The 260-nt window shown below is 53.1% G+C and carries 1 rRNA gene; it reads right to left on the bottom strand.

Annotation, left to right across the window (positions count from 1 at the left end):
- Positions 1-184: 184 nt before the first annotated feature.
- Positions 185-260, bottom strand: a 23S ribosomal RNA gene (locus tag A7X77_RS31830); the annotation flags it as partial.

Here is a 260-nt window from a genome sequence, read left to right as displayed (position 1 = left end):
TCGGCAAAGCGCAACTTTGTTTGAGAAGCTGGCAGGCGTTAGCCTGTTTTGTCTTTGAACACGTCAAAGGCTCAAACCGGACAAACACTTACGTGTTTGCCGGGCCCGTCGCAAAGGCTGACGCCTTCGCTCTGTCAGGACGAACACTAGCGTGTTCGCCTTGTGATGAGCATGGTCAATGAGAACGATCAAGCCGATCGAGCTATTAGTACCGGTAAGCTTCATGCGTTGCCGCACTTCCACACCCGGCCTATCAACGT

This window comes from Rhizobium bangladeshense (assembly GCF_001662075.1).
Taxonomy (GTDB): Bacteria; Pseudomonadota; Alphaproteobacteria; order Rhizobiales; family Rhizobiaceae; genus Rhizobium; species Rhizobium bangladeshense_B.
The sequence above is the reverse complement of the archived record's forward strand: the minus strand, read 5'-3'. Positions and strand labels throughout refer to the sequence as shown.